This window comes from Nostoc sp. NZL, assembly GCF_015714705.1.
Classification (GTDB): Bacteria; Cyanobacteriota; Cyanobacteriia; order Cyanobacteriales; family Nostocaceae; genus Nostoc; species Nostoc foliaceum_A.
This window is the reverse complement of sequence record NZ_WBKL01000126.1, coordinates 1-11913: the sequence shown is the minus strand read 5'-3', so window position 1 is coordinate 11913 and position 11913 is coordinate 1. Positions and strand designations below refer to the sequence as shown.

Annotated in this window: 10 protein-coding genes and 1 pseudogene; 2 read left to right on the top strand and 9 right to left on the bottom strand. The window is 40.3% G+C overall.

Annotated elements, in window-relative coordinates:
• Together F8R90_RS18060 and F8R90_RS18055 are read left to right on the top strand one after the other, a co-directional pair.
• Positions 1-197: HNH endonuclease (locus F8R90_RS18060; protein WP_196508844.1), on the top strand; the 197-nt coding region annotated here is incomplete at its 5' end.
• A gap of 126 nt (positions 198-323) precedes the next feature.
• Positions 324-1073: pseudogene (locus F8R90_RS18055) on the top strand (ISAs1 family transposase); the annotation flags it as partial.
• A gap of 228 nt (positions 1074-1301) precedes the next feature.
• Here F8R90_RS18055 and F8R90_RS18050 read toward each other — a convergent pair.
• From F8R90_RS18050 to F8R90_RS18010, 9 genes are all read right to left on the bottom strand, one after another.
• Entirely contained in the window at positions 1302-1550 is a 249-nt protein-coding gene (locus tag F8R90_RS18050) for an STAS domain-containing protein (protein WP_230966410.1), read from the bottom strand.
• Positions 1551-1621: 71 nt separating this feature from the next.
• On the bottom strand, positions 1622-2485 hold the full coding sequence (locus tag F8R90_RS18045; RefSeq protein WP_196511862.1) for a universal stress protein: 864 nt from the start codon (positions 2483-2485) through the stop codon (positions 1622-1624).
• A gap of 81 nt (positions 2486-2566) precedes the next feature.
• Entirely contained in the window at positions 2567-3958 is a 1392-nt protein-coding gene (locus F8R90_RS18040; protein ID WP_196511864.1) for a SulP family inorganic anion transporter, read from the bottom strand.
• 1456 nt (positions 3959-5414) lie between these two features.
• Positions 5415-5612, bottom strand: coding sequence for a hypothetical protein (locus F8R90_RS18035; protein ID WP_196511861.1), 198 nt, complete (start codon positions 5610-5612; stop codon positions 5415-5417).
• Positions 5613-5786: 174 nt separating this feature from the next.
• Entirely contained in the window at positions 5787-6569 is a 783-nt protein-coding gene (locus F8R90_RS18030; protein ID WP_196511860.1) for a DUF928 domain-containing protein, read from the bottom strand.
• A 91-nt stretch (positions 6570-6660) separates the two neighbouring features.
• Complete coding sequence (locus F8R90_RS18025) at positions 6661-9000, bottom strand: CHASE2 domain-containing protein (protein WP_196511859.1); 2340 nt, start codon at positions 8998-9000, stop codon at positions 6661-6663.
• A gap of 18 nt (positions 9001-9018) precedes the next feature.
• Complete coding sequence (locus tag F8R90_RS18020) at positions 9019-10161, bottom strand: DUF1822 family protein (protein WP_196511858.1); 1143 nt, start codon at positions 10159-10161, stop codon at positions 9019-9021.
• 2 nt (positions 10162-10163) lie between these two features.
• Positions 10164-11381, bottom strand: a complete 1218-nt coding sequence (locus tag F8R90_RS18015) for a sigma-70 family RNA polymerase sigma factor (protein ID WP_196511857.1) — start codon at positions 11379-11381, stop codon at positions 10164-10166.
• 61 nt (positions 11382-11442) lie between these two features.
• On the bottom strand, positions 11443-11613 hold the full coding sequence (locus F8R90_RS18010; RefSeq protein ID WP_196511856.1) for a hypothetical protein: 171 nt from the start codon (positions 11611-11613) through the stop codon (positions 11443-11445).
• Between the last annotated feature and the right edge of the window lie 300 nt (positions 11614-11913).

The window sequence follows — 11913 nt, the reverse complement described above, 5'->3', positions numbered from 1 at the left end:
ATATTGAAGTCCACCATATCCGTAAACTAGCAGACATTAAGCTTCATAGATGTAAAGAACGTCCAGAATGGATGGTCAAAATGTCAGCACGTAAACGAAAAACCCTTGTGGTTTGTCGTCAGTGCCACGAGAAAATCCAATACGGACGCTACGATGGTGAAACTCTCAAACGTTTTGATTACTGGAAAGCGAAGTGATACGGAAACGGTCATGCTTCGTTTGGAGGGGGGTGGTTGGAAAAGTACCAATACTGGTAACTCGCTGGCTACCTACCCTACGGTACACACGGATCTAAATGAGAGGTGCGGGGAATAACATCCCCCATCGACTCAACCAGTGCTTGGGCAACTACAACTAAATTAGTGATGGGACAGGTAAAGGTGGATGAGGAATCAAATGAAATAACAGCAATTCCAGAATTATTAAAGGTATTAAAACTATCTGGATGTATTGTAACGATTGATGCAATTGGTTGCCAGAAAGAAATTGTGAAGTTAATCACACAGCAAAACGTAGATTACGTAATTACCTTAAAAAAGAACCAAGGTAATCTGTATGATGAAGTAGAAAAACTATTTAGGTCAGGGATAGGCACGGGTTTTGAAGAGCTTCAACATAGTACATATAAAACAGAGGAAACGGGGCATGGTCGTCATGAAATTCGCCACTACGTGATGTTATCCCAAATTCAGTCTCAGCTTGACCCAGATTCAGTTTGGTCAAACTTTAATAGTGTTGGCATGGTAGAGTCCGTCCGTTTATTGGATGGTAAAACAACAGTTGAGACTCGTTATTTTATCAGTAGTCTTAAAGAAAACGCTCAACAATTTGCGAATGGAGTTCGTAGTGATTGGGGGATAGAAAATTCGTTACATTGGATATTAGATGTAGCTTTAAAAGAAGATGACTGTCGAATTAGAAAAGATAATGCACCACAGAATTTTGCATTATTGCGGCAGATTGCAGTCAACCTTTTAAGTAAAGAGAAGCGGGTGAAACGAGGAATCAAAAATAAACAGTTCCTTGCGGCGATGGATAACAACTATTTACTAAGAGTTTTAGCATTAGCTTAAAATAGTACATCAAAGCTTGAGTCGAATATTTCACATGAAAGATTTATTGTCTTCTAGGTAAACATGCTTTTATATACTCCATAATTGAATTATTTTCTTATTTATGAATAGTCATTCAAATGAAGATAACCTAATTCATCTTTTGAGAACATATTTGATTTAGTTTGCTTATCGTTCTATTAATTTTTGCAATTATCTATGTCATTTTGTAATCTTTTTTAGTTTTTATTAGTAAATAAGATGCGTTCGCCCTGCCATAGTTAAACCTTCTTGAAGTGCAGTCAAGCGATCGCCCATCCAGTGGTGTCCGGGAATTAAACCTGCAATCCCCAACTTTTCTAAGCGATGTTTCACCTTTCCTGTTGCCCCAACAACTATCACTTGCCGTCCTGCATCAATGGCCTCTAGAATCGCATTTTCAAGCGCCAAAGGAGAAGTTATGCCTAGTACAGGAACTTCATCTAAATCGACAATCAAATATTTAAGGGGGACTCAGGGAGATTAATGAAAACCTAAAGTCATGAACAATCACTTTGATTAACCACCTCTTAACGGAACAACAAGACAGGAATATTACTGCTTCTGAGGATTTGAACTGTCGTACTACCAATTACTAAATGACGAATGCGGCTATGCCCATACGCTCCCATCAGTAAAAGGCTGATATTTTGCTCATTAATATATTTTTTAATAACCTCTTCTGCTTCACCTTCTCTAATGGCATAAATAAGATTAAAACCTACTGATTCTAAAATCTGTCTAGCTTCATTGACTCTATTTTCTGCTCTGGAATATGTTTCATTTTTAGTTACTTTTAATAGATGTATTTCTAATTGTTGAAAGCACGAGGAGTTTACTAAAAATTGTAGTGTTTTCTTCCCTGTTAAACTGCCGTCATAAGCAACTAAAACTCTTTCAACAGGTTTATATTCACGCGGGGTCACTAAACATGGTTTTTTCGTGCTACGAACAATTCGCTCTACATTTGACCCTAAATGTCCCGATGTAAAATCTGCGGCTTCTCCCCGTTTACCTAAAACAATTAAGTCTGAATTTTCTTCAAATTCATGAAAACAATCTACCAAGAAGCCTGTTTTATTTTTGACGTTAAAACCTTCTACGCCTTCTTCTCTTAGGGTGGCAGCTGCGTTTTGTAAAATCAATCTTGCTCTTTGATTGTTTAGCTTGGTTTTTTCATGTTCCAAATTTACTAATTCATTAAGCAATTTTTCTGAAGCCCCAAGCCCAATACTACCACTTAAATTCCCAGTGGATACTACTTTTTGGCTGCGAATATCAGTGACAAATAAAACATGAATTTGAGCATTAAATCGCAGAGCAAACCAAGCTCCATATCGATAAACATTTTCCGCAAAAGCAGAACCATCGGTACAAAGTAAAATATTTTTCATTACGGTTTTAGCCCATGATAATTAAAGGGTTGAAAGATAAAGAGTGACAAAAAAAACTCCTAAAGCCGAGAGGATCAGACTTTAAGAGGTAGTTAATTTATTCACCAAGGTAGCACTAGCTTCATTTAATCCGATTAGTTCTACTTCTGCGCCATTGCGGCGAAATTTTAATACTGCTCTATTGAGTACCTCGACTGCCCCTTGATCCCACAGGTGAGCATAAGTTAGATCAATGGTGACGCGCTCTACCAGTTCTGTAAAATCAAAAGACCCTAAAAACTCATCTCTTGATAAAAAGAAAATTTGTCCAGCTACTTTATAGATGCGATGCAAACCATCTTCGCTCAACACTTTATCCACAAATACTAACTGGGCAATCTTGTTAGAGAAAAATACGGTACTCATAACGATGCCTGTCACCACGCCAAGGGCAAAATTACGGGTGAAAATTGTCACAAACATCGTCGTTAACATAACGGCGGTTTCAGTGCGGGGGATGCGGGGAAGATTTTTTAAGGATGCCCAGCGAAATGTACCGATTGACACCATAATCATCACGGCTACTAATGCCGCCATTGGCATTTGCTTGACCCAATCTTGCAAAAACAAAATGGCAAATAACAGGAAAACCCCGGACGCAAGGGTTGACAGTCTCCCACGTCCGCCAGACTGGACATTAATTACCGATTGCCCAATCATGCCACACCCTGCCATACCTCCAAAAAAGGCAGTAACGATATTTGCAATGCCTTGTCCTTTGGCTTCTTGATTTTTATCGCTGGGGGTATCTGTAAGTTCATCCACTAATGAAGCGGTTAAGAATGAAGCTAACAAACCAACGATCGCTAATGTCAAAGAATAAGGCAGGATAATCTTTAGTGTCTCTAGAGTTAACGGCACTTGGGGCAAAGCAAAACTCGGTAACGCAGTAGGTAACTCTCCCATATCGCCGACAGTGGGAACCTCAAGTTTGAGAGCGATCGCTGCGATCGTCATCACCGCCAGCGCCACTAGGGGAGAGGGGACTGCTTTAGTAAAGCGAGGCAGAATATAAATAATCGCCAAGGAAAGGATAGTTAACACATATACAGTCGGCGGCACATTCGTCAGTTGGGGCAACTGGGCGAGAAAAATTAACACCGCCAACGCATTGATATAGCCAATCATCACTGCTCTGGGTACAAATCTCATTTGACGACCCAGTTTCAGGAATCCAAACACAACTTGAAATAACCCTGTTAACAAGGTAGCGGCGAATAAATATTGCAAGCCATGATCTTTGACTAAATCAATCATTAACAGAGCCATCGCCCCTGTAGCGGCGGAAATTGACCCTGGTCTACCGCCTAAAAACGCTGTCATGACGGCGATAATAAATGAGGCATATAGCCCGACTTTCGGATCGACCCCAGCAATAATGGAAAAGGCGATCGCTTCTGGAATCAGCGCCAGTCCTACGACTGCACCCGCCATAATGTCTCGTCGAGTGTTAAAAAACCATTCTCGCATCAGAATTGTTCCGTTCAAGTTTCCTCCTAGCGTCTCAGTTAAAATAAAATTGCCAGTGCATAATTCAGATTAAACATATATCAATTGTCAATAAAATTTTGTAATTAATCATTCCTATTACCTTGCCGCAATCTGTTGCTGATATACATAATTGCAATCAGTAGTTGCTTTGTCTCTTAATAATTACAAACTACAAATTAGTAGTTATTTCATACTGATTGGAGAGTGATACCATATATGAATAGTTTGTCTTGTTTCAAACTGTTAAAATAATCTATTGAATCAAGATTTTGAATCTTATTTTGGTATCAAACAGTATGTACGAAGCTTAGTACGTGAATGACAAACTATAGGCAGACTAATCTACAGACTGATAAAATAGCCTGTTTTTCTGCACGCATAGTTAATTACAAATACTTTTGATGACTACAAGGCTCAGTTTGTCCCTTAAGGTGGACAATACCAACTATTTAAAACTACTGAAGAGATAGTTGCCTGCGGCATGAACTGAACCTGCTGACTATTGAATCAATACAAGGGCATTTATTTGGTAACGTCAGCATATCACAGCGTCGTTACAATTTGCATGCAATAAAAGTCTAAGCTGCTTTAAACCATTGCTTTCAGGCGATGGCGTTCCGCCCACCATCGGTGATCGCTCATGCGATTGGATAAATGCCTAAACTTACCATAGAGTGCTATGTGTGGCTTACACCGTTAGATACGGTGGTGTAAATTCTCGACACATTTCAACACATTCAAAATTTCAAAAAGACTCAAATTACAGCAAAAAATTCATTTTAAAATTGCTTTTTAAGCAATTCTGAAGCTCTTATCTTTAATATCAGCATAGTGCCGCCTGTAAAAAATATTCCAATTAATATATTTGTCAAACTGATACTTTTGTGAGTATCAATTACCAAAATACTTTCTAATATTAGAGAAGGTAATAAGATCCCACTAGGAAGCAACAGCCTGTAAAAATTTAATTTTTTTCTGGCGATAATAGTTAGAAATGTTAAGCAAATTCCTAAAGGAATAAAGGTTAGTGCATAGTACAATATTTTCTGCTCTTTCGGTATTAATTCAAGTAAATTAAAATAGTAAAAGTTTTGCACATTGTCTACATATACCTGGATATTAGCTTTAGAATAAGTGAGAACTATATTATGAGTATTAGTAGTTGCAAAAATCCCAGGAATACTTAATTGAATATCTGTAGCATTTTCTCCAGTGAGCGGTGTTCGACCAAGTTGCCAAAGTTAGTATTCTTTAACGTCTAAGCTCTGCTGGACTAGCTTTCAAGCAAATAATACTATCTATCACAACTTGGTATTATACCCTAACTGAATTTACGCCGCAGTGTACTAGTAAGAACCGTAGGCATCGCTGTCTCCTGCCTTCTGAAGATTTGTGACTACTAAGGAGCCTTTCTAGTTTCAGTTGGTGAACGTTGAATTTCGCCTTCGCTGTAACCTAAGTCATACATACTCGCCGCTTGAGAATTTTGTTCTGGTGAAATTTTGGGTTTTCCAGCCCAGGCATCAGATTTTCCTAAGCTAAACCAATCTTCATCAGTCATTTCAGAACTGAATGTGTTCCCCTGTGTGTTTTTCATGTAGACATCCCTACTTCTGTTAAGCTCGTTAGTTCCTTCCATAACTATCTCGGAGCGCTTGTACATTACCCTATTGCCATGACAATTGTCTTGGCGATACATTACCTCTTCCGCAAGGATGAAAGTATATGTGGCAAACTTTTCTCGAAATGTTTATTGGCAGATGCCGATAAATTATTTGGTAATACAGCAGGATGCGATCGCATCTGTATCAGACTTAACTAAATCTACCTGTTTGAGTAGCTCAACCCAAGCTGATGCAATTTTTGGATCTTTGTGTTTAGTGCTTTGTAAATGTTTTCCTAAAGTTGTTAAGGCATCATACCAGACACCATGTTTGGCAAAAAAAGTAGCCCTTGCCAACGGTGTTTTAGCTGCCTCAAGTTGTTGTTGCGATGATGGGTTGAGGGCCACTTGTGTCATTGAACCTCGAACATAAACGGCCGCAGAGGGCTTCTGAGGATCGCAATAAATCGAAAAAGTCCAACGATAAGTTTTACCTGCCTCTAGAGTTGATGTAGGTTGTACTGCTAAACTGATAATTCCCGCCGATGTTTGTGAAGGATTAAATTTTTTCTGATATACATAATTATCTGTTTCATCCTGAAGCACGAACTCTACAGGAACATTTGCAGTTAATTTATCAGGCACAAAGAACCAAAATGTTGGGGTTTGAGATGCTGACTGTCCCCAAACTAAATCTTTTGTACCTGTTTTAGTTGTAGGTACTAAAGCTGTCAAAGTCTCATACTGCTTACAGGAACCACGACTACCTCCACCTCTACGCCTTCCTGTCGGTTCTCCTGGCTTTTCCTGCACTCTTGGCGCAACATACCTGATTTCGCTTGTTGATGTTAAGGTTTCAGCCTGTACAGTCAAATTTCCAGGTATGTCAAAAATGCCTAAGGTCAGTGCAGGGATGAGGGTGGCAGTGTGAAACCAAAGTAATTTTTTCATAAAAGAAATTAATTAGCGATCGCAGAAGTAATTTATTAGGATTTTTAATTCTTGAAGATTAATACCTAATTTATTACTACACTTCCGTTCTCTACAATTTCTGTAATTTTTTGCTGATAGAGATAAATATAGTGCTACTAAGTAGCAAAGACATCATCGGTGGTACTAAGGGTATCCAGCCGCCCTGAGTGAACAGGATTAAACAAAGTCCAAACAGCGTACCTGATGCTACGGTTACAGCAATACTGACGTAAGCTATTTTGCGAAGATACCAAGCTAGTAGACCACCTGTTAAAGACCAACCCCAAATCCAGCAAATATCACCCCATTGACTCCAAACCCATAACATGGGTCTTTGGTCTAAAGCGGCACTGAGTATTTCACTGACCATTTGTGCCTGAATGATTATGCCTGGAATGATTTCTGAAGGGTTTTTACCATAGGGTGTATACCAGTAATCGCTACTACTATTACTAGTGACACCAATCAGAATAATCCGGTTTTTCAAGGCATTTGGGTTAATTTGTCCGTTCAAGACTTGGCTGAGGGTAACTTGAGGTGCGATCGCTTGCACTGAGGGCGAAAAACGGTAATTTAGTAAAATCTGACTGCCTTGGGCATCTATCGACTGATAACCGCTAGTCCGATTTTGTAACCGTGGGAAAGTTTTATTTCCCAGTTGCAAATCCCAATTTGGGGTAAATTTGGCTATAATTCCCTGTTTTTTCAGATAAAGAAATGCTAGCTGCACGTTAAAGGCAGAAGCCGGAGTACAACTTGACGAAATCGGGTTGGGAGTCATCGCCAACAAATGACGGCGGAGTACACCATCATTGTCCTCAACAAAATCGCTAAAACCTAGCCGTGTTTCTGGTATTTCCGGTGGGGGCGAAATGCCTGTGGGGTCGTATTTTGGGTCAGCACGTTTACAGATTGCAATTAAGCGATCGCTTTGTTGCATCCGCTTGGCTAGTTCTGGTTGGTTGGCACTCACTGGAAAATCTCGGTATATATCTAGACCAATAGCTGCTGGTTGATATTGTTCCAGTTTGGCTAGCAGGAGATTGAGATACCTATCGGATAAGGAACCTTGGCGCGGTTCCTGTCCTTGGGCTTGAATATCTTGGTCGGTGATAGTTACTACCAAAAGCCGCGAGTCTGGCTGTTCTTTGGGTCGCAGTCGCATTAATTGGTCGAATGCTTCTAGTTCTAGTGGTTGCAGCCCACCGAATAACCGGATTAATCCGATAATTAAAGTAACACTTAAGCTATTAAAAAAAACCAGTGGTAACTGCCTTAGATTCGGACGTGGCAGATATAAACCCAACCTCTGACCGCACAGATCCTGCCAAGTTGGCGAAATTTCTGCTGGGTTTTGGCAAATGACAGGTAACCAAGTGGCGCAGGGAAAATCATGTTCTAGAGATTGTAATCTTTCTCTGGCCTCTCTCACGGCTGCATACAGAGTTTTTCCTTGAGAAAAAAGTGCCAGGAAGTGCTTCAAAAATTCCTGTGCTACCCGGTCTGGTACGGGTTCGCGCATGACAATCACTTGGGGTAAATGCAAATCAGCTAAATCTTGTGCTAATCCCAAACCATCACAAGAGTTAAAAATTGCTAGCTGTAACCCTTGAGCGATCGCCTTTTGTAAACCATACTTTAATTGGTCAATAGTTAAAGTTTCGCCAGAATTCAGCAGCATTCGTCCTTTACCTTGGCTGGAACTATGCCCCGCAAAAAAAAGAATATCCCAACCTGACTTCCATAATTGTTCTGTGAGTTCGGAACGGTTGGGTTCGACTAAAAACTTGAGTTCAGCATTAGGTAATTGCCGAAGTAAATTTTGGTCTTTTTCGAGATCGATGCCCTGGCGATCGCCTAAAATTGCTAAGATTCTGACTTTACCTTGAGTTTTTTGAGGATTTGTTTTCACAGAACGGGCATATTCTGGCGGACTCAAGGCAATTTCTGCTTGGGGGTAATCATTAAAAAAATGCCACAGACACCAGGGAAGCTGCAAAACTTGATCTGATTCAGCAGTAATAATGCAACGAATTTCCTCGTTCGGTAAGAGTTGAGTCCGCAACTTCCGATCAATATTCAGAAACAGGGAACTATTCAGCCATGTGTTCAGATTTTGTTGTAATTCTTGAGAGAGGTTGTCAAACTCCGCTTGGGAAATATGGGTAACGTCTTCTTCATCAATTTCAAAGTCTGCAATGTTGCGACTGCGCCAACCCAAACTAGTATACAAAGCTGTATACATTTGTTGCCAACGTTGATAAAGACGTTCCAATTGTGGTGCAGCAGGTAATCCACCTGTAAATTGCATCGGAGTAGGAACATCAGTTTGCCAAAGTTGAGCAATGACCGTAGAAAACCCTTGCTGTAAGTTTCCTTTTCCTAAGTTTAGGACGATCAGTTTACTCATGGCGATTAATTTCTAAAACTAGCTGATAAACTCTTGTGTGAAATTGAAATCATCTAAACCAACCTGAAGACTAAAACTTGTATTTTCAGGACATCGGAAGCCTTTGAGTTGGATCGAGTTATCTGTTTCCCGTGCTTGCACTGATTGCACAATTTCTCCAGAAGCAGAAATCAATGCCAAGCTAATATTTATCGGTAAATAAAAATTGCGCTCCTTGGGATACAATTGAACACGGATTCCTACTTTATTATCTATTTCTGTGGTTAATGTCAACATTAACACTACAGCTTGATTGCTAGTTGGTAACTCAATTTCCTTAACTCGTTGGATTGATTGTTGAGCCAAATCATTAACCTGACGAAAGCTAAAGGCGAAATCTGGCTGTGTACCCAAAAAGTTTTCTATTGTTTGCCAACTATCTGCAACTATATTTTGGAACCAGTGACGCAAGTTGACAAGTGCTGGTTTCTGTCTAAACCTTTGTGGCCAATCTTCCCTATCTAACAATGCTCCCCAGATTTCAAAGGGCAATTCCAAGCGAGGATTCGTAATTGTCGGACTTGCTAATCTTTGCCACAAATTTTCTACTTGAGCAGCTGATAAAACAGGCAAAGGAGCGATGACAGTTTGTGTTTGTTCTTCAGGATACAGTTGACGTACTACCCAAAGCACATTTAGATCCTCAATCATTTGATTAGCATCTAAAGAGTAAGTCCGTTCTTGGGAATCGTAGCTACCTTGATTTTTTAATTGCTCATGGGTGGTATAGCCCCAAATTCTCATCCACTCACCATCAGGACTGACTTGTACAGCCAAGTAGTAATCTCCTGCCCATTGAGGAATATCTATCCATTCTTGTGGTACAGAAAATTCTCTAGTTTCTAAGCTTTTATCTGGAATTAGAACCAAGCGTTTTGTATCTAGATTTATAGCAGTGCCGTTGACAAATTCCCAAGTTATTGGAAGTGTATCAATAGTAGCTTCTGGTGCATATTCTGCTTGCAACCAAGGCAGAAAAGTACTGAGGCATACTTGATTCAGAAAAGTATTCCAACGACCACGGGGACTAACACTAGACTGGCTTTGCTGCCAAGATTGGTCTTGAACTTCAGGAGACACCTCTAACCACAGTTGAGTTGGAGGAACACAAAAAGATGACATAGCTACTGCTCCTTTGAGGAGTGAGGTTCCAAATTACTGAAATAATTTTGTAACCATTCCTCTAATACTGCACTAATATGTTTAACCACGTTGGAAGTTGGAGAAATATGCATTGTTTCTTGACTCCACTTGGCGATCGCTAGTAGTAGAGATTCTCTCGTTTTAGCCAATTGCCGCGATATTTGATATTGCTGGATTTGCTGTTGTTTAGCAATTTGTTGTTGAGTAAGTCCTTGCTGATAGTAGAGTTGCAGCAATTGTTGTGATTGGGGAGAGAGTTTTGCCAGAGTATTAATTAATAGATTATGGATTTCTTGTTGTTGGTTTTTTTGAGTCTCTGCTTCTTCTCTGGCTATTAAATCTGCGAGTAAAGATTCATTTTGAGTAGTATCTGGTAAATCATCTTGTAATTCACTGTCTGCTTGACCTGTTTTAGGGGCGTTGAGTGAAGAAACCACAGGATATAAATAAGAACGTGCATGTTTGGCGGATAACAGTAGCCATTTTTCGAGAGTTTGGGCGTTGCATTCTGTCCCTGATGGGTTGAGTTGTGTTAAGCGATCGCGGTTGTAGAGTTGAGCGATCGCTTCCCAAGTATCTTGATCAGGTCTTTGTAACTTCCGCACTCCTGGCGATTTACCCAAAATGTAACCATCTGCAAAACATTTCCAAGCTAACAGGTAACGGGCAATAGTTTCATCTGTTAGCCCAGCATTTTGTAATGATTGCTGTAGTCGCTTGCGGCTCAACTTTAGCAGCAATGCCCAATCGTTACAAAAATCTATTTCTTGTTTTTGCCGCAAAGCATCCCGAATCACATTGCCAAAAGCCACATTGCTGTAGCTTTTCAGGGTGGCTTTTTGGTCAGGATCGCAGGCTTTGAGAATTTTTGGCACTTCTGCGATCGCTATTTGAAAACAGTCAGACAAGGTGCACTGCACACTAGAAATTTGAGGGATCGTCCTTTGCGCTGACCAATAACAAGTCTCTTGCAAATAAGCCGATAGATGCGCTTCAGCTAGAGAGTTAGGCTGATTTTGCCAGTTCTTATGCCAGTAAATCGCCCAAAAATTTTCTGAGTGTTTCGTTTCTAATATCTGTACCAAGCAATTTTGGATACTGCGCCGTAGTTTGGCATCATATATCCAACAGTTGAAGCGATCGGCTTCAAATTGGATGAAAGTCGAAAATATTTCCGAGATGTTCTGGCGGGGACGCATGAATTCAAAAGGATGAACCTTCAAAAATAAGTATATAGGAGTTACGGTGAGATCATTGGTGTCAACTTAAGCTAAAAGCCTTTTCAAATCTCGTTTCCAGCCTCTGGGCTGGAAATGCTGCTCCTGGCGGCTCTGCCGCCAGCAAGAGAGGCGGCAGCCCCAAGGATGGCATTCCCAGTTGGAGACTGGGAACGAGACAATATCTAAAAGCTGCTTCTAGGATGGCTTTCACGTTAAGTTGACACGTATGCGGTGAGATAACACGGCACTGCCTATACATGTCAACTTCAGCCAAAACCCTGTTAAAACATCGTTTCCAGCCTCTAGCTGGAAATGAGGAAATCTCTCAAAATTTATATAACCTAAGTATTTACTGTTGCTTCCAGGGAATCCTAAAATCAGGAAACCTTTTGAAGATAATCAGGATAAAAATGACTCAAGGTGCAAGAGCAGTTACTTCTGGCAATGTTTTGGAAAAAGCTGTAGAAGGGACTTTACCTAAATCGGAGAGAAGGCTCCCGCCATAATCTCT